Here is a 24,153-nt window from a genome sequence, read left to right on the forward strand (position 1 = left end):
GGTTCGCGTCGTCCATGACGTCCGGCCCGCTCCCCGGTGGGGGAGCGGGCCGGACGCCGTTTCACGGGTGTGTGACGGGCAGAGGAGAACCTCGCAGGCGGCTCAGTCGGTGTGCTCACCGGTGAGCATGGCCTCGCGCACGCGCCGCACCCAGGTCATCTTCTCCTCCAGGGAGGCCGCGGCCGGGGTGTTGATCTTGATGCCCTCGTAGGTCTGGGCGGAGCCGGCCGCGCGCATCGTGGCGGCCACCCGCTCGGGCGTGAGCCAGCTGGTCGGCTCGTGCTCGGCCAGGGGCAGGTGCGCGTCGGCCCAGGCCCAGGCCCACTGGGTCTCCTCGGGACCCGCACCCGAGATCATGACCCCGCCCAGGCGGCCCGCCTCGACGAGCTCGCGCACGTGGCGCTCCGGGGTGGCCGGGTCGTGGGTCTCGATGACGGAGCGGCCCCAGTTGACGGTGATGAGGGCCGGGGTGTCGCGGCAGGCGGTGATCTCCTGGGCCAGAGGGAGGAAGGCCTTCTCCGAGGGGCCCACGCCGCCCTCGGCGTCGCAGTGCTCCACGATCATGCTCAGGTCTCGGGCGGTGAAGTCCTCGGTCAGCTCGCTCAAGGAGGCGTGGAAGGCATCGGCGCTCGCCTGGTGGTGGGGCGCCGAGTGCAGCTCGATCCGGGTGACGAGCTGCTGGCCCGCAGCATCGTGGAGGCGGTCGACCGCCCCGAGCAGCGAGCGGGTGTAGGCCAGAGCCCGGCCGCGTCCGTCGTCGTCGGGGGAGGCCAGACCGAAGGCGGGATCGGCTCCGGTTCGGCCCATGGTCCCCGGGATCGCCGTGACGACGCACTGGGTGAAGCGTCCCGCCAGCTGCTCGGCCAGCCACGGCTCGGGCGCGTCGAGCGCCTCCCGGAAGGGCAGCTCGATGCCGTCGACCCAGCCGAGGTCGGCCAGAGCCGCGTAGAGGGCGGCAGCGCCCCGGCGGTCCTCGTCGTCGGGCGGGAGCATGGGGTAGGCGCCGACGACGACCGGTACGACGCGGCGCTCGGCCTGGTTCTCAGTCTGGCTCTCAGTCTGATTCACAGTCTGGTTCGGGGAGGTGGCGGACATCAGGTCTCCTTGAGGTTCTGGGATCGTGCTACAGTGCGCGATACATCAGACATCATATGACTGGAGGGCGTGGTGACGCACCGCTGCGCACGGCGTGACCCGGTCGCAGACAACCGCCGGAGAGTCGCTCCCGGCACGAGGGACCCGCTCATGCTCTTCGATCTCACCGCATCCGATGCCACCTCGCCGCTGAGCGTCGGCGAGCGAGAGGTCGCCGCCCTGGCCGCCTGCGAGCGCGGCACGATCCTCCTGGACGTCGCCACCCGCGCCGACGCCACCCTCATCGCACTGACCGGCACCAACGGACGGATCACGTTATCCCTGCGTGGGGGCCGCCTCCACGGCGAGCAGGTCCTCGCCGCCGACCGTGCACTGCCGTCTAAGACCGGGGAGGAGGGCGCCGTCGAGCGGCGACTCCTGGACGCCGAGGACGCCCTGGGCCTGGACGACGGCCGCCCCCACACCATCGCCCTGAGCGTCAACGACACCGGCACCCATCTTTACGCCGACGGCTACGAGTGCTTCTCCACGACCCTGACCGCCTTCGCCGCCCAGATCGACCTGACCGGCCTGGACATCGACCCCGACGGGATCGCGATGGTGACGCGCCTGGCCGTCTGGGCCGAGCCGCTCAGCGACCGCGCCGTCGTGGCCCAGTCCCTGGCCGCCACCCCACTGGTCCAGTTCGCCGCCAGTGAGCTCTCCGCCCGCGACGCCTGCCGCACCGGGGCTCTTGCCACCGGCTCCATCCGGGCCCTGCTGCGCACCCGCGGTCGCGGGCAGGCCGGCACCGTCATCGCCGCCCGCGGCCAGGGCGGCACCCTGCACCTCGACATCGACGCGCAGGGCCTGATCTACCGGGTCCTGCCTGCTTCCGACTCGCCGGAGACCGAGCCCCTCATCGAGGTACGCGCCCCGGGCCACTGGGACGAGGGGACCTGGCACGACGTCGTCGTCACCTCGGGGCGCGGAGCGGTGGAGATCCACGTCGACGGCTACCAGGTCGCCCACGCCCCCGGCGAGGCCTTCCTGGCCGACATCGCGCCGGTGGCCCGCGTGGTCGTGGGCGCCGATCTCGACGGCAAACGGCTCTTCGGCGAGGCCCAGACCGCCATGGTCTACGACGCCGCCCTGACCGACGCGCAGATCAAGCGCCTGGCCGGAGTCGAGCCGCTGCCCACCCGCGCCCTGTTCGACACCGGCTACCACGGGGCCCTGTCCTACCGGATCCCCTCACTGCTCACCCTGGACAGCGGCGTCGTCCTGGCCGGCGCCGACCAGAGAGTCTCCATCCCCAACGACGCCCCCAACAACATCAACCTCGTCATGCGCCGCAGCCTCGACGGCGGCGCCACCTGGGAGGAGATGCGCACCCTCCTGTCCCTGCCGGGCACGGGGGCGCTCGGTGCCTCCCTCATCGACTCCGTCCTGGTCCAGGACCGCTCCACCGGACGCGTCATCTGCCTGGTCGACCAGTTCCCCGGCGGCATCGGCCAGCCCAACGCCGCCGTCGGCACCGGTTTCGACGCCCAGGGACGCCGCCGGCTGCACAACCGCGCCGGCGAGCTGTTCGCCGTCGAGCCCGACGGCACTGTGGTGACCGATGACGGCGAGCCCACCGGATACCGCGTCGCCATGCGCGATGACGACGTCACCGGCGCCCGCACCGGTGACGTCCTCCTGAACGGCGAGGCGGCCGGCAGCATCTACCTCGCCTACGAGCAGGCCCCCGAGGACTGCCTCTTCCAGCACCGCAGCTCCCACCTGCTCATGATCACCTCCGACGACGACGGCGCCACCTGGTCCGAGCCGATCGACATCACCGCCCAGGTCAAGGCCGACTGGATGTGCTTCCTGGGAACCGGCCCCGGCAACGCCATCCAGCTGACCGGCCCGGAGCACGCCGGGCGCCTCCTCGTGCCCGTCTACTACAGCCATGAGGCCGGAGGCACCGGCTTCCTGTCCTGCGCCGTCATCCACTCCGACGACGGCGGGGCCACCTGGAGCCTGGGTGCCTCACCCAACGACGGTCGCGAGGTCCTGGGCGCCGTCGTCTCCTCCCGGGACCTGGCCGACGAGCGGGCCAGCCTGTACGAGTCCGTCCTGGTCGAGGGCGCCGACGGCGCCGTGCACGTGTGGGCCCGCAACCAGCACCCCTCGGGGCGGGTCGCCCACGCCGTCTCCCGGGACGGGGGCGCCACCTGGGGCGAGGTCGACTATGACGCCCAGCTCACCGAGATCTTCTCCCAGCCCAACGCCATCGCCGTCACCGGCGCCGGTGGATCGAGCGGCAAGAGCATCGTCTTCGCCAACGCCTCCCGGATGCTGCCCTTCCGCGGCTGCGGCGTCATGCGGCTCAGCCACGACGACGGCGCCACCTGGCCCCACAACCGGGTCATCAACCCGCGCCACTACGTCTATCAGTGCATGACCCAGCTGCCCGGCGGCGACATCGCCCTGCTGTGGGAGCGCGAGTGGCAGGGGCTGTTCCTCACCACGGTGCCGCTGACCTGGCTGACGAGCTCGCGCTCAACGATCTCCTGAGTCCCGCTCGCGGTTGCTCGATCCGGGCGCCGGCGGGGCTGGGTGTAGGGGACAATCACCCCATGACCAGCCCCACGCCCGCAGTCTCTGCCACACCCCCTGCCACAGCCTCCACGCACCAGCCCGAGCAGACTCCTGCACCTGACGCAGCCGAGCGCCGCCAGCCCCATGAGCTGCTGGGGCTGGCCGGCCCCGCCTACGGCGGCGACTACAACCCCGAGCAGTGGGACGAGGCCACCTTCGCCGAGGACCTCGCGCTCATGGCCGAGGCGGGCGTCAACCTGGTCTCCCTGGGGATCTTCTCCTGGGCGCGCCTCGAGCCGCGCGAGGGGGTCTACGAGCTCGACTGGCTCGTGGAGGTCGTAGACCGCCTCCACGACGCCGGTATCGCCGTCGACCTGGCCACCGCCACCGCCTCGCCGCCGGCCTGGATGGCGGCCGATCACCCCGAGTCCCTGCCGATGAGCGCCGACGGCGTGCGCCTGGGCTTCGGCTCGCGCCAGCAGTACTGCCCCAGCTCGGCCGTCTACCGGGAGCGCTGCGCCGCCCTGGCCCGGGCCCTGGCCGAGCGCCTGGGCGACCACCCCGGCGTCGTCATGTGGCACATCGGCAACGAGTACGGCTGCCACACCGCCGAGTGCTTCTGCCCCGCCTGCGCCCAGGCCTTCCGGACCTGGCTGGAGGACCGCTACGGCGACGTCGAGCACCTCAACGCCGCCTGGGGCACCGACTTCTGGTCCCAGCGCTACACGAGCCTGGAACAGGTCTGTCCGCCCGCGGCCATGCCCACCTTCCACAACCCCGCCCAGCTCCTGGACTGGAGGCGCTTCAGCGACCACCAGCTGCGCAGCCTCATGGAGACCGAGGCCCGCGTCCTGCGTGAGCACTCCAGCCGGCCGATCACCACCAACTTCATGGGCGACTTCCCGGCCACCGACTACTGGCGCTGGGCCAAGGCGCTCGACGTCATCTCCGACGACTCCTATCCCGACCCCGCCGATGAGGCCGCTGCCCACGAGGTCGCCTGGGCCGGTGACCTCATGCGGGGCCTGGCCGGCGGGCGCCCCTGGATCCTCATGGAGCAGGCGCCCAGCGCCGTCCAGTGGCGCGGGCGCAACTCGCCCAAGCGCCCCGGCCAGTTCCTCCTGTGGTCGCTGGCCCGCGTGGCCCACGGCGCCGACGGGATCCTGCAGTTCCAGTGGCGCCAGTCGCGCCAGGGCGCCGAGACCTTCCACTCCGGCATGGTTCCCCACGCCGGGCGCGCCAGCCGCACCTGGGACGAAGTGGTGGCCACCGGGCGGGCGCTGAAGCGGCTCGGACCGGTCCTGGGGGAGCCGGTGCACGCGCAGGTGGCCGTCGTCCTGGACTGGGACAGCCAGTGGGCCATGAGCTCGGCCATCGGTCCGGTCGAGTTCGGTGAGCGCTTCGAGGCGGCCCGTGCCTGGCACCGCAGCCTGTGGGAGGCCGGGATCGCCACCGACATCATCCCGGCGGCCGCCGATCCGGGCGCGGAGCAGGCCGACTACCGTCTCATCATCGTTCCCGCGATCTTCATCGACTACCCCGGGCTCGCCCGGCGCCTGGAGCGGGCCACAGCCTCGGGCGCCCAGGTCGTGGTGGTCGGCCCCACCGGGGTCGTCGACGAGAACGGGGGCGCGGTCCTGGGCGGTTACCTGGGATCCCTGCGGCCGCTGCTCGGGGTGCGGGTCACCGACCACGCCGCCCTGAGCGGCCCGGTGGGGCAGGCCGATCCGAGAGACACGCTCGTCAACCGTCTCAGCCGCGACGTCGGAGTGCCCGCCGCCGAGACCTGGACAGGCCTGGAAGCGGTCAGTGAGTCGCTGCGCCGCGTCCTGGACCAGCTGGGCTCACCCGCCCCCGACCTGCGTGCGGGAGGCTGGGCCGAGGAGGTTCGTGTCGATGAGGCGCCCGACGTCGTCGAGGTCGACCAGGGCGGGGAGCCGGCCCAGGTGGTGGCCGTCTTCGACGGCCGTGGCGGGGGAGCGGACCTGATCGGGCTGCCCGCCGTCACGAGGCGCCCGGTCGCCGGCTCCGGCGCCGCCTGGTACGTGGCCGCCGACCTCGACGCACTCAGCCGGGCCGCCCTGCTGAGGCTGGTGTGCGCTCACGCCCGGGTGCGGCCGGTCGTCGCCGACCTGCCCGACGGCGTCGAGGCCCAGCGGCGCGGAGAGATCCTCTTCCTGCTCAACCACGGCGACCGGGCCGCCGAGGTGGCCGGAGTCGTGGGCACCGACCTGCTCAGCGGTGAGGCGTGCACGGGCCACGTGGTCCTGGCCCCGCGCTCAGGGCTCGTGGTGCGCGAGAACACGCAGCCCGGTTCCGTCTGAGGGGCTGAGGCTTCTCGTGCCGGAGACGTTGGTGGCGTAGCCTCATGGTCGTAGAGACCAAACCGATACCCCTGGCAAGGAGCCTCATCGTGTCCCGTCCTCTCTCCCGTGGGCCGCAGTTCGACGACGCCGAGGCGGATGAAACCGTCGACCGCGCCGGCCATGTTGATCGTGGACGGCCCACCGAGCGGATCGACCTCGCACAGGCCGAGGCGCAGACGGGCGCGACGGAGGCGATCGCCATGCCGCCGGGAGGTGAGGGGTGGGGCTACCTGCCGCCGTCGACGTCGACCCCTCAGCTGGCCGCCTCACCGGACCAGCGCAGCCAGTACACCCAGGTCCTTCAGCCCATGCCGGCCGCGCCGCAGACGATGGCCATGCCGGCGCAGGCGGTCTACCCGACCGAGCCGGCGCAGCAGGTGCAGCCGGTCTACGTCAACCCCGAGCCCGCCCGACCCGCGGCCTCACAGGTGCCCGTTCAGCAGACCTGGACTGAGCCCGAGCCCGAGCCCGAGCGGCCGGTGGATCTTCCCCGCCCGCCCAAGCGCCGTCGCACAGCCGCGCTACCAGTGGGGACGATCATGGTGCTCGTGGCCTCCGGGCTCCTGGGATGGGGGACGTACACCCTCCTGACCACGCTCCACGTCTTCGAGATCATCTCGAGCCAGACCTGGACGCCGAACTGGACCGCGATCGGCGCGATCGGCGGCGGTGCGCTGCTGGCCTTCATCGCCTTCTTCGTGGCGTGCACGGCTCTGGCTCGGGCCAAGCCGAAGGCTCCGGCGGCGCTGCTGGTCCTGGCCGCGTTGTTCCTGCCGGCGGTGGCAACGGGGGCGGGCATCTACTACGGCGCGGGCGTGCTCAAGACGCAGACCATGGCTGAGGCGGAGAACTTCGCCGGTCAGCTCAATGTCGGCAACATCGGCGACATCGACCAGGTTCTCAGCTCCTTGCAGTCCGGAGTCTCCTTCCCCGGACGAGAGGACATCATCAGTGTCCTCAACACGGTCAAGGACAAGGCCGCCCAGCAGGGCGTTGATGTGTCGGGCGGAGCCGACCAGTCCGGCGACCAGCAGGGAGGCACCCAGGACGGCGCCGGTCAGGGGGACGGTGATGTCCAGCAGGGTGACGGCCAGCAGGACGATGGTGAGCAGGCCGGCAGCGAAGGCGAGTAGGGCGTTCGGCGCATTGATCTCAGCCGTGTAGCTGCGCAGTTGCAGGCGCCTCGGGTCGGACCTGGTCAGATATGGTCAGATATTAAGACGTCGTCTCGAAACAGGCGTGCGGCTGAATTCGATGGGGTAGAACTGCCGTGATCGATTCCCTATCGAAGGCAGCCCTGTGTCCAACAGCAGTTTTCCTCCCGATCCTTCTTCCGCAGACGGCGGGGCCCAGGCTCCAGGAGATGGCGGGAATCCGCCTGCTTCCAGCGGTGTCCCCGTACCCCCGCCCCCGATGACGTCAGGGCCGGAGACTGGTAGCTTTCCCGCCATCCCGGTCCCGCCTCCACCGAGCGCATCGGCGTCTGAGCTCCCGACTCCCGCACCGGTTCCGCCGCCGAGCGAGGTCCCGGCCCCGCCGCCGAACGCGACCAAGGCTCCTGCGCCCCCGAGGGCTGACGCCGAGCCCGTGGCCGCCCCGCAGACTATGGCTGTACCGGCCGTCGGAGCCCCCGCTCCTGGGGCGCCGATGCCTCAGGGACAGGTCGGGACCGCGCAGCCCTGGCAGGTCGGGCAGCCCTCGGCCATGGCGCAGACCTTCACCGCGTGGTTCCGTGCCCCGGGCCTGACGTCAACGGCCCTGACTCTCGCTGTCGTACTTGGATCCGCTGCCGTCAGCGCGATCCTCACGCTTGTGGCCATCACGACCGCGGATACGTCCGACACGTTCCCGACGACCTTCTCCATGCTGCCGCTGCTCATGGGGTGGAGCCTGGGCGGACAGTTCGCTCTGACCGGTTCAACCTCCTATGAGACGGTCACCCTGACCTTCACACTGCTTCCGATGGGCGCGCTCACCGCGGCCGCGATCGGGGTGTATCTGATAGCGCGCCGTCGTACCGCGGTCGACGGATCGGCGGCTCCACCTGTGCCGACGCTGGCAAGGGCCGGAGCTGAGGCCTTCGCCGTCGCGCTGCTCGCCTGCCTGGTGACGGCCCCGTTCTCCTTGAGCACCAAGATGCTGGGGCTGAAGCGGGTCGTGGTCTCCTCCTCCCCGCTCATGACGATCCTACTGGTGACTGTTGTGGTCTTCGCGGCACTGGTGGTGGCCCGCAGTGGCGGGCAGCTGCTTGAACGGCTACCGGTTCCCCTGGTGCAGGTCGGTCGGGAGCTGGGTGCCCTGGGCGTCGCACTCGGTGTCGTCCTCGGGGTCTTCGTCATCATCGCCTACATCGGAGCGGTCCTCTCTCAAGGGTCGGGGGTCTCCTCGATCCTCCTGCTACCGGTCCTGCTTCCGAACCTGGTGCTCGTCGCGCTGGGCCTGGGCTCCTTGGGAGGCCTGACTGCGGACACCGCTCAGGCCATGGACCTGGCCTACTACATGCCGTCCTTGGGCGGTGAGAAAGGCGGCGACGCCTACGCCTGGACCTGGTTCGGCAGCTGGTCGATTCTGCTGTTCGTGGCCATGATCGTCGCGATCGTGGCAGCGGCCGTGCGTGTGGGTGTCAGGCGTGGCCGCGCTGGTCGGGTCGAGTGGCAGCGCACCTGGCAGCTCCCGCTCGTGTCCCTCGTTGTCGGGGCCATCGCCTTCTACGGTCTGCTGCCACTGCGGTTCTCAGGCAGTGACGTCCCGCTGCGCTCCTCGAGCGCGGAGGCCGCTCGTCAGCTCTCCTACGGCATCCAGCCCAATGCGCTGACCTTCATCATGGTCGGGATCGTCGTGGCAGCCATCTCCGTTCTGGCGGAGCTGCTCCCCATGCGGATCCACTCCGCCTTCCCCGCCGTGCTGCAGCTGGCCGGTGGGAAGAAGGCCAGTGCCGCCTGGCTGGCCGGCACCTCGAGCAGTCAGGCGGGAACGCCGTCGGCCCAGCAGTGGGTCTACGGCACCGACCCGGCCACGGGGGCCAGTACCGCCACTGACACGGCCACCGGCGCGGTCTTCTCGATGGATCCGGCCACCGGACAGTGGGTGGAGACCCGGCCGGCGGGCTGGGGAGATGGAAGGTGAGTAACGCGCTGGTGGTGCTCGTCAGCTCCAGCGCTGAACCGCTCTCCTCACTCAAGATAGGTGGTACGAGAATCGATCTGCCCGAGAAGTAAGGACTCGGCCATTTCCAGCAGCACGTCGAGAACCTCCCGGCAGCCCGGTTCTCCGAGGACGGTGACGGTCTGACGCTCACGTCTGATGAGATCAGTGTCTCCGGGACGCCCAAGCCCTCAACCTTCGAGAAGAATCCCACCTCTCGGAAGGCGAGGTTCACCTTCTCGGGGAAGGTGGAGTGGTCGAAGGACTCCGACGGGCCCACCGTCACGATTGAGTCCTCCGGCGGCGTCCACTGGGGCGGCCGACCGGCACCGGCCAGTGGGGCGGCACCGGTGAGAGGACGTGTTCGCGGCGCGTCGCCTCAGGCGGTCACCCTCAGGGTGGATCCGCCGGAGGCGACGCGCCGTACTGCGATGCGCTCGGCGATCTGGTCGCGCAGCTCGGCCACGTGGGAGACGATCCCGACGGTGCGCCCGCCGGCGCGCAGGTGGTCGATCTCGGCCATGACCATCTGGAGCGTGTCGGCGTCGAGGGTGCCGAAGCCCTCGTCGATGAAGAGGGTCTCCAGGCTCACGCCCCCGGACTCGGCCGAGACGACGTCGGCCAGGGCCAGCGCCAGCGACAAGGAGACGTAGAAGGTCTCCCCACCGGAGAGGGTCCGGGGGTCCCGGGTGCGCTCCTCCCCGAGGTGGTCGACGACGGCCAGGCCCAGACCCTTGCGGCGCCTGCGCTGGCTGGTCTCCTCAGCGACCCGGATGAGCTCGTAGCGCCCGGAGGACATCTGCGACAGGCGCTCGTTGGCGAAGACGAGGACCTCCTCGAACCGGGCCTGGAGCACCCAGGTGGCCAGGGGCGTGCCGGCCTCGTTCTCGCCGCGCGCCAGCGCGGCCACCCGGATGAGGTCGGCGCTGGATCCGGCCGCCTCCTCGTAGGCGGTGGCCGCCTGCTCGACGCCGTCGACGGCCCGGCGCAGGTGCTCGTGGGACTCGGCGGTGCGCGCCTGGAGGGAGGCCGCCTCCTTCGCAGTGGCCTCGGCCCGGTCCAGTGCTGAGGAGGCCTCGTCGAGGTGATCCTCCTCCTGGCCGCTCAGGGCGGCGATCTCCGGGGCCTCCAGCCCCAGGCGGACCCGGTCCCGGGCGGTGGCGGCGGCGCGCACGGTCGCGGACAGGGACTCGAGAGCGCCCCGATCCATGGAGGCCTCCCGCACCTGGGCCGCGCTGGCGAAGTCCTCCTCCTGCAGCGCCCCGGCCAGATCCGCCAGAGCACGGCGGGCCTGGGTCAGGGCAGCACGTGCGGCGTCGACGTCCTCGGAGACGTCCTCGGCCTCCTGCGCCCGCACGAGGAGCGCGGCGGCGCGGGCGGTGACGCTCGTCCATATCCCGTGTGCCTCCAGGCAGCGCTGCTGGTCCTGGGTCAGGGCCTCACGGTCGGCCTCCAGGCGGGTGCGGGCCGAGTCCTGAGCAGACCGGGCGGCATCGAGCTCGGTACGCTCCTGCTCGGTACGGGCGTCGAAGGCCTCGATCTGGGCCACCAGCTCGTCGACGCCGCCGGCCGCGGCCTCCGCCTTGGCCAGGGCCGTGGTGGCCTCATCCAGGGCGGCCCCGGCGGCGGGGACACCCATGCCGTCGCTGGCGCGCTGAGCCTCCTGAAGCTGTGCGGCACAGGTGTCGCGCTCCCGAACCGCGAGGCTCAGCGCCTCGTCGGCCTGCCTCTGGTGCTCCTCGGCCGCCTCGACCTGCAGGCGGGTGGCGCCCTCGGTGTCACCGGAGGCGGGGGAGGGGTGCGTGAGCGAGCCGCACACGGGGCAGGGCTCGCCCTCGGTGAGTTCACCGGCCAGTGCCCCGGCGGTCCCGGAGATCCAGGCCAGACGGGTGGCGTGGACCCGACCGGCCGCCTCCTTCACCACCGCTGCGGCCTGGGTGCAGGATTCCTCCCGCCGGGCGAGCTGGGCCGTGAGCCGTTCGACAGTGAGGGCGGCCCGGTGACGCTCCTCCGCCCGGGTGCGGCGGTCACGGAGACCGTCCAGGCGCTCGTGGGCCGCGCGCGCAGCCTCCAGCCTCTCCGTCAGGGCGGCGCGCTGCACCGGGCGGGAGGAGAGCTGTTCGGTCTGCTGCGCCAGCTCGGCGACGCTGCGCCGAAGACTCGCCTCACGCTGCTTGAGGGCCTCATCGCGCTCGTCCAGGCCGGCCTCGAGGTCGACCAGGACCTCAAGCTGCCCGTGCTCGCGACGGCACCGGTGCGCCAGCTCCTCGAGAGCCCGGGTGCTCAGCGCATCTGCGTCGATCCGCCGAGGTGCCTCGGCCGCCGCAGGTGCCTCAGTCTCCCCAGTGCCCCTCGTGGCGGGGCTTCCTGGTTCGACAGTCTCCAGCTCGAACGTCCCTGCTCCGGTCCCGCCCGGTTCTTCATCGAGCGCGGCGAGCCGGCGCTGAGCCTCACGGACCAGAGGCTGCACCAGAGCAGTGGGTGACTCCTGTCCATCGAGGTTCTGACCGGCGGCGCACCTGGCGCCATCCGCACTGACGGCCTCACCGGCTCCGGCCTGCTCGGCCAGGCGGGCCAGGTCGCTCTGGTCGGCACGGGCCGCCAGGGCGGCCACGGCCCGCTGAGCGCTGCTGCGGGCGGTCTGCTCGGCGGCCAGGTACGGCCGTACCCGGGCGGCACGCTCGGCGGCTTGCAGACGCTCGGCGTCGGCGGCGTCCTGCTCGGCGCGCTCGGCCAGCTGCCGGCTCTCGGTGACCAACGCCCGGCGGCGCTCCAGGAGGTCGTGCAGCCTCTGAGCCTCCTCACGGGCGGCGCGCGCCCGGGTGAGCGCCTGCCCGGCAGCCTCAGCCCGGCTGCCGGCCCGCTCGACGACGCCGCGCGAGGTCTCCAGCACCTCGACGCCGACGCGACGAAGAGCCTTCAGATCCGGGGTGGCACCGGCCATCGCCGCCTCCAGCGCCTCGGCCGGCGTCGGGACGGGCGCGGATTCCTCCTCGCCTGCCGCCTCATGGCCGGCATCGTGGCCAGCATCGTGACCGGGCAGGGGGAGGGCGTCCTGGACTCCTCCGGACGCCTCCGGCCCCGAGGGCTCAGTCTCCCGGTCTGCCTCGTCCTGAGAGGTTCCGGCGGCGTCGGTACCTGCGGACTCCGGCACCTCGCTCAGAAACTCGCTCAGGAAGGGGTGCCGCCCCAGAAAGGCGACCTGGCCACGCAGGTCGGAGGCCGCCTGCTCGACCCGCCGGACCCCGTCCCGGGAGGCCTGGATGAGCGCGTCCTGGATGGCGTCGTAGATCCCGGTGCCGAAGACGTCCTTGAGCAGGTGCTGGCGTTCGGAGGAGTCGGCGCGCAGGAACCGGGCGAACTTCCCCTGCGGCAGGACCACCGTCTGCGTGAACTGCTCCCGGCTGAGGCCCACGGCGCGTGCGATCTCGGCGTCGGCGTCGCCCACGCGGGTGACGGGCTCGTCGAGCGGCTCCCCGCCGACCTCGGCCAGGCGCCAGAGCTTGACCGTGCCGTTCTGGGTGGTGGTGCCCTGCCCGCGCCGCTTGGCCCGCTCGTAGGTGGGGGTGCGGCGCACCCGGTAGACGCCGGCACCCGTGGAGAAGACGAGCTCGATGACGCTCTCGGTGTGCGGGCCCACGAGGGTGGAGCGGATGCGCTCCTTGGAGGAGTCGGCCGAGTCGGCCACGTCCCCGTAGAGGGCGAAGACGATCGCGTCGATGATGGTGGTCTTGCCCGAGCCGGTGGGGCCGGTGAGCAGGAAGCGGCCCGAGGCGCCCACGGCGTCGAAGTCGATGTGCTCGTGGCCGGCGTAGGGGCCGACGCCGGTCATGGTCAGGGAGTGGATCCTCATCGCTGGCTCCTCGCGCTCGCCAGGGCGGACTCGTAGGCGTTGCGCAGGACGGTGCGCTCGGCCGGGGCGGGGGCGCGCCCGCAGACGTCGTCGAGGAAGTCCTCGGCGATGCGCAGCGGGTCCGCCGCGGCGGTGACGGTGACGCGCTCGCGGGCGGCGCGTGCGGGGGCCTCGTGCTGGAAGGCCAGGAGGCTGGGGAAGCGCTCCTTGAGGGTGGCCAGGGCGCCGGGTGGTCGCTCGCCCTGGAGGATGACGCGCACCCAGGCGCCGGTGGCGTCGTCGAAGGCGGGGGAGAGGAGCTGGGACATGGTGCCGGTCAGGGTGCGCACCTGGTGCAGGACGGGGGTGGGGACGCGTTCGAGGCGGGCGACGCCGTCTGCGCTCAGCTCGAGGAGAACGGAGGACTTGGTGGCCGAGCTGCGGGCGCCCTCGGCCTCGTCGAAGGAGAAGGGCAGCGGGGAGCCGGAGTAGACCAGGCGCGGGCCCGCCGACTGGGTGAGCTCCTGGGGGCGATGGAGGTGGCCCAGGGCCACGTAGTCCAGCCCGCCGCTGCGCTCGGCCAGGGGCGAGCCGCCCAGGGTGGTGAAGACGCCGGAGGGCACGGAGTCGACGCCGCCGACGCGGATGTCCCGCTCGGACTCCGAGGCGCTGCCGCCCACGACGAAGGCGTGCGCCATGAGCAGGCTCGGCAGGCGCCGGGTGCGGCCGGCGCGAAGCCGATCCAGGTCCGCGGCCACCAGGCGCAGGGCGGCGGAGACGACGGCCTCGTGGGAGCGGGGCAGGCGGGGACGCTCCGCGGTACTGGGCGGAGAAGTAGCGGGCTCGCCCTCGGTCCGGTCCTCTCCGGCGGTGCGGTCCGCTGGGACCTCCTCCCCGAGGCGTTCGGCGAGGAGGGGCGGAAGGATCTCGCGGGCGGCGTCGGGATCGAGGTAGGGCAGGGCGTGGACGATGGCGGCCTCGTTGCCGTCGGCGTCGGGCAGGATGATGCCGCGGTCGAGGCCTGCGGTGCGGGCCCGGATGATGAGGCCCTCGCGCATGAGGTCGGCGGCGAAGCCGAGGCGGCGGGCGGAGTCGTGGTTGCCGGGGGTCAGGACCACGCGGGTGCGCTCGGTCAGGCGGCGCAGGGTCTCATCCAGGAGGGCGACGGCGTCATTGGGCGGGATGGCGCGGTCGTAGACGTCCCCGGCCACGAGGACGGCGTCGATGGACTCGGTGGTGACGAGCTCGACGAGGTGGTCGGCGAAGGCGGCGTGCGCGTCATCGAGCACCCGTCCGTGGAAGGTGCGCCCCAGGTGCCAGTCGGAGGTGTGGAGGATCCGCATGCCGACACTGTCTCACAGCCCACCGACATCTATTCGAGGAGGGCCGCTGCTCACCACGGTCTCTCTTCCCCAAGGTTGTCTCGCCCCTACCTGGAGATGAGAGCACAGCCTCAGTCTTAGATCCCGTTGGCGTGTCGGTAGGTTCCTCCCAATTTGGCGGCCCAAACGAAAACCCAGATGGAGACCATGGCCCTTTCGAAGCGTCACGAGTCAGGTCTTTGTAGTGCCCTATGATGCAGGTAGGCGAGGGGGACGTGCATGCAAAATTCTATGTCTTAGTGTGTAGGAATCTACTGCAGGCAGGGACCTGTGGTGTAAACCGTCCTGTATAGGTTAAGGGTAAGGGGGCGGCGTCGGGTTGTTGTGTCACCCAGATCGAGTTAATTAGTTTTCGAAAACCTTAAGAGTTGGCTTGATACCCTCAGGATATGTACTCTACCTTACCAGTAAAACACTAACGTAAATTGGTGTCAAGGTATGATGAATTTCGACGGATCACATCTTATGGACGACTAGAGCCACTGCCCTAGGTGGCCTAGATGTTCTTGTGCCGAAAGTGTTAGTGGGTGATTGTCTCCCAGTATTTCCTTGAACTTAGGTAGCGCGATCTGAAATAGTTCAGCAGCGTTTTCTGTGTCGCCATGCCAGCAGCAGTTTTCAGCCATCCTATGTAGGAATCTTAGAGTTTTTTCGCTGTCAGGCCCGAAGAGCTTAATGTGGTCACCGTACGTCTCACTTTGAAGAATATTTGACTCCCAGTTGTCTCCTATGTCTAGGAATAGATCTGCAAGGTCTGCGCGCAAGGTTAGGACTTCAGGGTTGGTAGATGCTAGCGACTTGATTGCCACATCTATTGGTGAGATTAAGTCGTACGGAATAGGGATTGCTCCCGGCGCCCTTAATCTATCTAGAATCAAACTGATGAGGCTTACTATTTTCTCGTTCTGGAAAATGTGCTGAGAGTGGGGCTGTGAACTGGCGATGTGTAGTTGGTCAAGTAGCGAAGATATGTCTCGTTGCCCCTGCTCTGTGGAAGGTGAAGATGATCTGGCGACTGAGGTGAGTAGTGAAATGGTGTTATCGCAAGCGTCTTGGAGTTGTTTTGGTGTGTTCATGTAGTTCTCTCTGAAGACCTGACTCTGAAGTCTGTGGAGTGAAATTTGCGATTTATCGGTAGATTCTTGACAAATTGAAGACTCCAATAGTGATGTTAAAGCCTCTTGGGTGTCCTCTGGGTTGTCGTTGATGTTTCGGAGCCAGTGGCTGGGGATGCCGGGAGCGGCTAACAGTGATAGAATTCCCAGAATCTGGGGGGCTATCGATTCTCCTGCGGGATTGCGTCGGCGAATATCTTCCAATGTCTGCTCGTGCGCCATGAATAGGGTAACCGCGACTGTGTCCCTATAATTCCCGACTTCGCGTTTTTTTATGCTTCCCTCAAGTGATGAGTTATTTAGTTTGTCGAGATACTCGGCGAGAGTTAGTCGCCCCCGCAGTATTGTCGAGACTGCTTGAATGATGGCTAGAGGGAGATCCCCCAAAACGTCTGCTATGTGGTTAGCAGTGTCGCGGTCAGGTTGTGATGTACGTTCGCAGAGCAGGGTGATCGATTGTTCGCGCTTGAAGACGTTTACTGGGATGGGGTGCCAGTCATTCCAGTCGGCAAGGTGTCGTGTGGTGGTGGCGATGATTCGTATGCTGTTGTATTCCCCGTGGGGGGTGAGGTCAGTGAGATCATTGAAGTTCTCTACGTTGTCGAAAACGAAAAGGCAGTCTGTATCATCCTCTGAGTGAAGCTTGTTCAAGTAGCGTCGGATGATGGATTCTCGGTCGTGGTCCTGCGATGCGTCGATGCCGCTCTGTACGGCGAGCTCGTAGAGGTCGGATACAATATCTGCGCGTGAGGCGGCATTGATCCATGCGACCACGGGCCAGTCCTCGTCTTCGCATTTGGCTGCAACCGCGGCGGCCAGCTGGGTTTTACCGCTTCCTCTCATCCCCGTCAGAACAGTGCGACCTTCGACTTGGGTGAGGATGGTGTCGAAGAGTTCGTCCTGCTCCTCTCGGTCGACGAAGCCTGCGGTGACCATGGGGCGGCTACCGAAGCGAACTCGCGTGGGGGAGTCGGAGTGGGCTTGAGCAAGATGGCTATCGAGCTTCTCAATTATCGTGACCAAAAGCTCGGTAATCTCTGTTCGCCACTCTAACAGTTGCTTGAGTGCAGCGACGTCGAAGCTCCGCGAGCCCGGTGCGAGACGGATGAACTCCTCGGCAACGATGTGGATCAGGTCGTCGAAGAAGGGTACTGCTTTTTCGTCGACATTCTTGCGGCGGCCGCCCGCCCGGCGTTGGAGGTGTGCCTCGAATTTGTCCGGGGACCGCACGGCCTCAACGACTGCGTTGTCGTCCCCACTAATCTCCGTGAGCGCCACCTCCATCTCGGTGATGGCACCATACAGGGCGGATTCAGGGACTTTGGCCTGCTCGTATTGATCGCGGGCAGCATCCACCTGCTTCTGGAGGCGCCTCGTGATGGACGCCACGTTCAGCGGGTTCTCCTCGCCGCTTCGACCACACAGTGCCTCTCTCAGATTGAGTCCCACGTTGAGAGCGTCGCCAGGCAGTGAGGCTGCATCACCCCACGAACGGTCGACGGCTACAGCGGCTCCGCGCATGAGCAGTCCGGCGAGGTTGGTGGTCAGGACAGCGAGGGAGGCGGGGTCGACCATGCCGCTATCGTACAGGCGGCCAGCAGGGACGGGACAGGATTCTTACGGCGTCGGACCGCAGCGCCGAGGAGGACAGAATTCGCGTGGGGCAACGGAAAAACCGTTGCCCCACGCGAAAAATGTCGGTGTCGGTGAAAAGGGCGCCGTCAGGCGGCGATGGTGCCGGCGGAGACCAGGGCGATGATGATCGCACCCAGCAGCACGCGGTAGACCAGGAAGGAGGTGAACTTGTTGGAGGAGACGAAGCGCAGCAGCCAGGCGATGGTCGCGTAGGCCACGATGCCGGAGACGACGGTTCCGATGATGGTGGCGTTCCAGCCCACGGTGTCGCTGATGGCACCCGCCTCCGTGACCAGCTCGTAGAGGCCCGCCGCAACGAGCGCCGGAATACCCATGAAGAAGGACAGTCGAGTGGCGGTCACCCGGTCGAACTTGAGGAACAGAGCCGCGGAGATCGTCGCACCCGAGCGGGAGATACCGGGAAGTACGGGCGCCAGCGCCTGGAAGCTACCGATGATGAGGGCGTCCTTGACGGTCACGTCCTTCATGCCCTTGGTGAGGTTCTGCTGGCGGTCGGCCAGCCACATGGCTCCCGACCACAGGATGAGGGCGCCGGCGATCACCCACAGGGAGCGCAGAGGCCCCTGAATGTAGTCCTTGAGCGCCACGCTCGCCACGGCAACCGGGATCGAGCCCAGGATGATGCCCCAGCCGAGCGTGTAGTCGGGGTCCTGACGGGCCCGTGGATCGCTCAGTCCCTTGAACCACGCGACGACGATGCGCACGATGTCGGCCCAGAAGTAGATGATGGCGGCGATGATCGCACCCACCTGGATGACGGCGGTGAAGGCGGTCATGCCCGCGGAGTTGATCTCGTAGCCGAGCAGCTTCTCGACGATGTTGAGGTGCCCGGTGGATGACACCGGGAGGAACTCGGTGATGCCCTCGACGATGCCGAGGAGGACGGCGTGCAGCCAGTTCAAAGGGACTCCTGGGATGGACGGATAGTGGACTCACGGCAGGTTACCGGCGCAGGGGGTGGGGGAGTGGCCAGGTAGCTGTGGTACCCGCCGCAGCAGTGGCGGCTCATCGTCGCGGGGCCGCCGGGTCAATCACCCTGCACTATGGCCACGTATGAGTTTGTGTCCCTTTTATAACGTTGGACGCGTAGCAAGTCCAGCCCGTGTGATCCCGGCGTGTGACGCGTGCGAGCCGGCTGCCGACCTTCTCAGTCCGTCTCGGCGCCCAGGTGGCTCAGGGCGACGTCGTGCAGCAGCGAGTTCGTGGCCACCGCGTTGCCCCCGAAGGGTCCGGGCTCGCCGTCGAGCGAGGTGAAGCGCCCGCCGGCCTCGGTGACCACGGGCACGAGCGCCGCCATGTCGTAGAGCTCGAGCTCGGGCTCGGCCGCCAGGTCCACGGCGCCCTCGGCCACCAGCATGTAGGACCAGAAGTCCCCGTAGGCGCGGGTGCGCCAGCACGACTGCATGAGCCCCAGCATGCCGCGCAGCCGCTTGGCCTGGGCCCAGCCCGACAGCGAGGAGTAGGACATCGAGGCCCGGGTGAGGTCGTCGACGCCGGACACGGACATCCGCCGGGCCGAGCTCAGTGACCGCCCGGTCCAGGCCCCGCCGCCGGACACGGCCCACCAGCGCCTCCCCAGCGCGGGGGCGGAGACCAGCCCGACGACGCACTGGCCGTCCTCGATGAGGCCGATGAGTGTGGCCCACACGGGCACGCCCCGCACGAAGTTCTTGGTCCCGTCGATCGGGTCGATGACCCACTGGCGCGAGGAGTGGCCGGTGGTGGGCAGCTCCTCGCCCAGGACGGAGTCGCGTCCGCGCGCCCGCCCCAGCTGCTCGCGGATGACGCGCTCGGCCTCCCGGTCGGCCTCGGTGACCGGCGTGAGGTCCGACTTGGTCTCCACCGTGAAGTTGCCGGCGTCGAAGCGGGCCTGGGTGAGGCTGTCCACCTTGTTGGCGATCGTGTGCGCCAGGTGCAGGTCGTCGCGCCAGCGCCGCTGCTTGGCCGGGGGCGCCGTCGGGGTGGGCGGGGCGGCCTCCGGCGAGGGTGCCGCGGGAGGCGCCGGAAAGACGGGGCGTTGCGGGCGGGGAGTCTCGCTCATGACACCACGGTAGCGGGGGAGCGGGCTCGGGGAAGCCCCGGGAGCGTCGGGCGCGCCACCTGCCGGGCGCTGTGGAGTCATGCCGAGTCGTTATCGAAACTTGAGATCCCCCGCGGTGGGAACGGGTCTGGGGGTGCACCGTATTATGCCGGAATATTGCGGAAGAACGCCGTCGAGCATCGTGCGGATAGGTGGATTCGATTTGGCTGCTTGTTATTGGTTCGTTACGCTGACGTGCATGACCCAACCCGGGAGGCTCTATGCAGCATAATGCCGGTTTTACCAGGGACGACGTCGTCACAGCCGCCCTCGAGATCGGCGTGGACCGGTTCACGATGGGCAAGGTGGCGCGTCGACTGGGGGTGAGTACCGCCGACCTGGGACGCACCGTCAGCTCGCGCGACGACCTGCTCGTGGCCTGTCTTGAGCGCGTCTCCGCCGACGTCACGCTCCCGCCCACCGGACTGAGCTGGCAGGACTACCTGCGTCAGCTGTCCGACTCGCTGTGGGACGTGCTCGACGCCAACCCCGGCCTGGACCACACGCTGATCGACCTGGCCTGGGCCTACGTGCCCTTCATGTCGGTGGCCAAGCGCGCCCACAACGCCCTCGTCTCGGGCGGCCTGCGCAGCGAGGACGCCTACCTGGCGCTCAACTACACCCTCTCGACGGTCCTGACCTCGCATCAGCAGGCGGCCGCCATGGCTGAGACCATCGAGTCCGATCACCAGCCGGGCCGCCGCGAGCGCGGCATCGACATCGCCACCCGCATGTGGGACGAGCGCTTCGGCGGCTCGGGCGCAGCCCTCGGCATGCGTCGCTCCAACGTACTGCACAGCGGCGACGACGCCGATCGCGTCCCCTTCCGGCCCAAGGAGTCCTGGCTGGACCGCGGCGCGATGACCCCCAAGCTGGAGGTCATCATCGGCGGCTTCTCCGGCCTGAGCGACGTCCTGTCCACCTCCGGCGCCGTTGACGACGGCGCCTCACGGGGAGCATCCCCCGCCTCACAGTCCAACGACACCAGGGAGTCCTTCGTGAACACTCTCGTTCTCGTCTTCCACCCCAACATCTCCGAGTCGCGGGTCAACAAGGCCCTCGGGGCGACGGCGGAGTCGCTCGGCGGCAACATCACCGTGCGCTACATGTACGACATCTACCCCGACTTCAACATCGACGTGGCCACCGAGCAGGCCGCCCTCCTGGGTGCCGACCGCATCGTCCTGCAGTACCCCATGTACTGGCTCTCCTGCCCGCCCCTGCTCAAGAAGTGGCTCGACGACGTCCTGACCTTCGGCTGGGCCTACGGCTCGACCGGTACGGCCCTGCACGGCAAGGAGCTCCTCCTGGCCGTCAGCGTCGGCGGCGCCGGCAGCGCCTACGGCCGCGAGGGCGCGCACATCTACACGATCCACGAGTTCCTGCGCCCCATGCAGGGCACCTCGCGCGTCATCGGCACCAAGTACGCCGTGCCCTTCCTGTCCGTCGGCGCCCTGGAGATCACCGACGAGGCCATCTCCCGGCGCGCCCGGGACTACGCCGCGGTGCTCCGAACCCCCGAGCTCCCGATGCTCGACATCTTCGGCTGAGGGCTCTCACTCCTGAGCCTGCTGGGTCCCCGTCGGCACGACTGCCGGCGGGGACCGCTTGTCCATAGAACCAACCGTCTATCGAGCGCGCCGTAGAATTCCGGCATGGTTGAGATCGTCGAGTACCGCCCGGAGCAGCGCCAGGCGCTGCTGGACCTGTCCCTGCGCGCCTGGGCCCCGGTGTTCCCGCTCATGGAGCAGGACGTGCCCGCCTTCGTCTTCCGGTCCTTCTACCCCGAGGGCTGGCAGCAGCGGCAGACCGCGGATCTTGCCGAGGTCCTCGATGGTGAGCCCGACGGCGTCGACGTGGCCGTGCTCGACGGGCGCCCGGTGGGGTGGGTGTGCACCCGCCTGCACCCCGAGGACAGGATGGGGGAGGTCTACATCGTCGTCGTCGATCCCGACCACCAGCGCCACGGCATCGGCCGGGCCCTCATGAACCACTCCATGGAGCGGGCCCGTGCGGCCGGGATGTCCATGGTGATGGTCGAGACCGGCGGGGATCGCGGCCACGCCCCGGCCCGGGCCACCTACGAGGGGCTCGGTTTCCTTCGCTGGCCGGTGGCCCGCTACTTCAAGGACCTCGCCGACGGCGACTGACATGAGTGACTGACTCAGCACCCGGCCCCGGCCCCTACCGGATGCGCTGAGGGCCCCGGACCGGGTGAACCGGCCGGGGCCCTCAGCGCGTGTGAGAGCGTCGCGGCGAGGCGCTCAGCCGTGAAGATCCAGGACGGGCAGGTCCTCGGCCGTCAGCGTCGCGGCATAGTCCTCGACCCGCTGGGCCAGGGCCTCATCGGTGATGGTGAGGGTCCCGGTGGTGGTGAAGGGCTCCAGGTAGGTCATCTGAGTCATGTTCGCCGTCGCCTGGAGCGGGCGCAGCAGCTCGGTGAGCGTGTAGCCGTAGGAGCCCTCCCCGTTGTAGGCGTCGCCGGGGCCGCCCGTGCTGACGGCCACCAGCAGCTCCTTGCCGGCCAGCGCGTTGCCGGTCGAGCCGTAGGCCCATCCGTAGAGGAGAACGTCGTCCTCCCACTGCTTGAGCAGGGCGGGGGTGGAGTACCAGTACATGGGGAACTGGAGGACGACGCGGTCGGCGGCCTCCAGGGCGGCCTGCTCGGCGGCGACGTCGACCTTCTGGTCGGGGTAGATGTCGTACATGTAGCGCACGGTGACCTCGTCACCGAGGGTCTCGGCCTTGGCGGCCAGGGGACGGTTGGCGCGTGAGGCGGACATGTCGGGGTGGAAGACGAGAACGAGGGTCTTCATGAACGCTCCTGCTTTCAGGTGGTGATGGTGGACGGTGCGCCGCTCGGTCGGTGACCGACGGCGTCGTGCCCTCCTGCTCGATGCTACGCACAGGCGGCACAGAGTGGGCGTTATATGGCGCCCCGGCTGGAGGTGGTCTTCACAGTGTGTTCTCCAGCTGCTGCATGGCCGCCTGCGTCACCGACCCCGGTGCGCAGGTCCAGACGATCATCTGCTGGGTCGGTGCGGTGGCGCAGGTCAGGGTCGACCACTCGAACTCGAGGTCGCCGGCCGTCGGATGGTGCAGGCGCTTGGTTCCCGTGGTGCGGATGTTGACCTCTCGGGCGTCCCACCAGGCGGTGAACTGCGGGCTCAGTGCGGACAGCTCCTCCACCAGGGCCATCAGTCGAGGGTTGTCCGGGGCGTAGGCGGTGTGCATGCGCAGCTGGGCAATGGCCAGCTGCGCCACCTCGTCCCAGTCGGCGTAGAGGGACTGCAGGGACGGCTCGGTGAAGAGAAGCCTCACGAAGAGGCGCTGCTCCAACGGTACCTGGGCGAAGTCCATGAAGACCCGCGTGGCCAGATGGTTCCAGGCCAGGACCTCCGTGAGCGGTCCGATGACGAAGGCCGGGGTGTGCTCCAGGGTGTCGAGGATCCTCTGGGTGGTGACGTCGACCTTCGGGTCCTCCAGCTGATGGAGGTGATGGAGCGGGTTGTCCACGGCGAGCTTGAGCATGTACATCCACCCGTCCGGGCTCAGGTGGAGAGCCTGCGCCAGGTTGGCGAGCACCGGGAGCGACGCGGTAATGCGTCCCTGCTCGATACGTGTGTAGTAGTCGGTGCTGATGCTGGCCAGGGCCGCCACCTCCTGGCGGCGCAGGCCGGTGACTCGTCTGCCGTCCTCGGTATCCGGCAGTCCCACCTCGTCGGGTGTGCGTTCGTAGCGACGACGGCGCAGAAAGGCCCCGAGCTCGGCGCTCCGATAGGTACGAGGCATGGGGCTCCTGACTCGAGTGTGTCGCGGCTGAGGAATAAAAGGCACACGTTCCTCACAGTCCGCGAAGAAACTGAGATTCCTGGCGACTCACCCTAAACGCTGGTCCCGACGGCGTCGTCCTGGGAAAGGGGGAGGGATTCCTCCCCCTTTCCGCTCGTCAGGTCGTCGGTGCGGTGAAGGGGAACTCGGCGGGGTCGTAGGACTGCTCGGGGTGGTTCGGCCAGCCGCTGGGCGAACCACCCTGGTCCAGCGCGGCGATCTCGGTCAGCTCCGGTGCGCTCAGCTCCAGGTCGGCCGCCGCGAGGTTCTCCACCATGCGTTCGCGGTGAACCGTCTTGGGGATCGTGATGACGCCGGTGGCCACCTGGAAGGCCAGGGCCACCTGTGCGGGTGTGGCGTCATGGGCCTCGGCGATACGTTCCAGGACGGGATTCGTCAGAAGCCCCGAGCGGCCCGCCCTCAGGGGACTCCAGGCCTCGATCCTGATGTCGTAGGGGGCCAGGGTCCTCTGCAGCCGGCGCTGCTGGAGGTAGACATGCGTTTCCACCTGGTCCACGACCGGCGGGATGTCGGTGGCCCGGACGATCTCCTCGACCTCGTCGCCGTAGAAGTTGGACAGGCCGATGGACCTCAGGCGTCCCGCCGCGCAGGCGTCCTCCAGGGCCCGCCAGGTGCTGACATCGTTTCCCTGGGGCCAGTGGATGAGCATGAGGTCGATGTAGTCCAGACCGAGGGCCGCCAGGGACTGCTCGATGGCGCGCTTGCCCGCCCGGTGACCGGAGACGGCGAGCTTGGTGGTGACGAACAGGTCCTCGCGGGCCACGCCGTCGGACACCGCACCGCGTACGGCCTGCCCCACTCCCTCCTCGTTGCGGTAGTACTGGGCGGTGTCGATGAGGCGGTAACCCACCTCGATCGCCTCGCGCACGTGGTGCTCGGTCTCGGACTCCGGGGTCCGGTAGACCCCCAGTCCCAGGGCGGGAATCCGGGTGCCGTTGTTGAGGATGATGTGCTTCATGGCTGCCTCCGAGTCGTCTGAGCGGGTGGTGTCAGTGCCGCGGGTGGCTGTGAGTACGTGGAAAGTGGGTGAGAGCTGCGTGTTAGACGGGCCTCCCCGCAGGCG

Annotated in this window: 15 protein-coding genes; 6 read left to right on the forward strand and 9 right to left on the reverse strand. The window is 68.9% G+C overall.

All coding sequences use genetic code 11. The features are described 5' to 3' along the window. Positions 1–102: 102 nt before the first annotated feature. Positions 103–1,095, reverse strand: coding sequence for a DUF4862 family protein (locus HCR68_RS00895; protein ID WP_167145292.1), 993 nt, complete (start codon positions 1,093–1,095; stop codon positions 103–105). Positions 1,096–1,245: 150 nt separating this feature from the next. Between HCR68_RS00895 and HCR68_RS00900 the strand changes: the two genes are divergently transcribed. The 4 genes from HCR68_RS00900 to HCR68_RS00915 all read left to right on the forward strand — a co-directional run bounded on the left by HCR68_RS00900 (position 1,246) and on the right by HCR68_RS00915 (position 9,155). Next, positions 1,246–3,639, forward strand: coding sequence for a sialidase family protein (locus HCR68_RS00900; RefSeq protein ID WP_167145294.1), 2,394 nt, complete (start codon positions 1,246–1,248; stop codon positions 3,637–3,639). A 62-nt stretch (positions 3,640–3,701) separates the two neighbouring features. After that, positions 3,702–5,987, forward strand: coding sequence for a beta-galactosidase (locus HCR68_RS00905; protein ID WP_167145296.1), 2,286 nt, complete (start codon positions 3,702–3,704; stop codon positions 5,985–5,987). Between the two features lie 89 nt (positions 5,988–6,076). Next, entirely contained in the window at positions 6,077–7,162 is a 1,086-nt protein-coding gene (locus tag HCR68_RS00910; RefSeq protein ID WP_243858836.1) for a hypothetical protein, read from the forward strand. Positions 7,163–7,676: 514 nt separating this feature from the next. Then, positions 7,677–9,155: a hypothetical protein gene (locus HCR68_RS00915; RefSeq protein WP_243858837.1), complete on the forward strand. Its 1,479-nt coding sequence runs from the start codon at positions 7,677–7,679 to the stop codon at positions 9,153–9,155. Between the two features lie 397 nt (positions 9,156–9,552). On the opposite strand, the gene HCR68_RS00920 is transcribed toward HCR68_RS00915, so the two are convergent. The 5 genes from HCR68_RS00920 to HCR68_RS00940 form a co-directional block, all read right to left on the reverse strand. Next, positions 9,553–13,026, reverse strand: a complete 3,474-nt coding sequence (locus HCR68_RS00920) for an SMC family ATPase (protein WP_167145300.1) — start codon at positions 13,024–13,026, stop codon at positions 9,553–9,555. Then, positions 13,023–14,348, reverse strand: a complete 1,326-nt coding sequence (gene sbcD, locus HCR68_RS00925) for an exonuclease subunit SbcD (RefSeq protein WP_167145302.1) — start codon at positions 14,346–14,348, stop codon at positions 13,023–13,025. Before sbcD ends, HCR68_RS00920 begins: the two co-directional genes overlap by 4 nt. Before the next feature lie 512 nt (positions 14,349–14,860). Continuing rightward, positions 14,861–17,077 carry an NB-ARC domain-containing protein gene (locus HCR68_RS00930; RefSeq protein ID WP_167145304.1) on the reverse strand — a complete coding sequence of 739 codons (2,217 nt, stop codon included), beginning with the start codon at positions 17,075–17,077 and terminating at the stop codon, positions 14,861–14,863. 146 nt (positions 17,078–17,223) lie between these two features. Next, positions 17,224–18,060, reverse strand: a complete 837-nt coding sequence (locus HCR68_RS00935) for an undecaprenyl-diphosphate phosphatase (RefSeq protein ID WP_167145306.1) — start codon at positions 18,058–18,060, stop codon at positions 17,224–17,226. 245 nt (positions 18,061–18,305) lie between these two features. Continuing rightward, positions 18,306–19,199 carry an inositol monophosphatase family protein gene (locus HCR68_RS00940; protein ID WP_167145308.1) on the reverse strand — a complete coding sequence of 298 codons (894 nt, stop codon included), beginning with the start codon at positions 19,197–19,199 and terminating at the stop codon, positions 18,306–18,308. Between the two features lie 260 nt (positions 19,200–19,459). On the opposite strand from HCR68_RS00940, the gene HCR68_RS14505 reads away from it, so the two are divergent. Together HCR68_RS14505 and HCR68_RS00950 are read left to right on the forward strand one after the other, a co-directional pair. After that, a complete protein-coding gene (locus tag HCR68_RS14505; protein ID WP_208320460.1) occupies positions 19,460–20,788 on the forward strand; it encodes an NAD(P)H-dependent oxidoreductase in 1,329 nt (442 codons plus the stop codon). A gap of 105 nt (positions 20,789–20,893) precedes the next feature. Continuing rightward, on the forward strand, positions 20,894–21,388 hold the full coding sequence (locus HCR68_RS00950) for a GNAT family N-acetyltransferase (RefSeq protein ID WP_167145310.1): 495 nt from the start codon (positions 20,894–20,896) through the stop codon (positions 21,386–21,388). A gap of 114 nt (positions 21,389–21,502) precedes the next feature. Here the strand turns inward: HCR68_RS00950 and HCR68_RS00955 are convergent, their stop codons facing one another. From HCR68_RS00955 to HCR68_RS00965, 3 genes are all read right to left on the reverse strand, one after another. Next, entirely contained in the window at positions 21,503–22,054 is a 552-nt protein-coding gene (locus HCR68_RS00955; RefSeq protein WP_167145312.1) for an NAD(P)H-dependent oxidoreductase, read from the reverse strand. A gap of 139 nt (positions 22,055–22,193) precedes the next feature. Then, a complete protein-coding gene (locus HCR68_RS00960) occupies positions 22,194–23,030 on the reverse strand; it encodes a helix-turn-helix transcriptional regulator (RefSeq protein WP_167145313.1) in 837 nt (278 codons plus the stop codon). A gap of 157 nt (positions 23,031–23,187) precedes the next feature. Next, positions 23,188–24,048: an aldo/keto reductase gene (locus HCR68_RS00965; protein ID WP_167145315.1), complete on the reverse strand. Its 861-nt coding sequence runs from the start codon at positions 24,046–24,048 to the stop codon at positions 23,188–23,190. Positions 24,049–24,153 lie beyond the last annotated feature (105 nt).

The sequence above is a fragment of the Actinomyces sp. ZJ308 genome, assembly GCF_011752065.1.
In the GTDB taxonomy this organism is placed as follows: Bacteria; Actinomycetota; Actinomycetes; order Actinomycetales; family Actinomycetaceae; genus Actinomyces.